This window comes from Phormidium sp. CCY1219, assembly GCF_035615515.1.
Taxonomy (GTDB): domain Bacteria; phylum Cyanobacteriota; class Cyanobacteriia; order Cyanobacteriales; family Laspinemataceae; genus CCY1219.
In genome coordinates this window covers 1-314 of sequence record NZ_JAJENT010000311.1, presented here as the reverse complement: position 1 = coordinate 314, position 314 = coordinate 1, and the positions used below count along the sequence as shown (strand labels likewise).

At 44.9% G+C, this 314-nt stretch carries 1 protein-coding gene; it reads right to left on the bottom strand.

Translation table 11 applies throughout. The features are described 5' to 3' along the window. Positions 1-314: reverse transcriptase N-terminal domain-containing protein (locus tag LKK83_RS05040; protein ID WP_324629822.1), on the bottom strand; the 314-nt coding region annotated here is incomplete at both ends.

The window sequence follows — 314 nt, the reverse complement described above, 5'->3', positions numbered from 1 at the left end:
TCAAATCGGGCTTCCCATTGGGGTTCTAGTGCCAGTTTAACCAAGGCTTGCTCAGCTCTATCCTTTATTGTCGGAATCCCTAAAGGACGCTTTTCATAGCGCCCTGGCTTTGGAATCCATACTCTGCGTAAGGAGCGGGCTTTGGATTTCTTCCCTAGTTTTTGGGCTAATTCAAACCGTTGTTCTGGATTCAGAGATTTTGTTCCATCTACTCCGGCTGTCTTTTTACCCTGATTATCTTGGGTTACTTTCCTTACCGCCAAGAGCTTTGCGTAATAGGACTTACTTAAGAGTCTTTGAAGATGCCTTGCTTT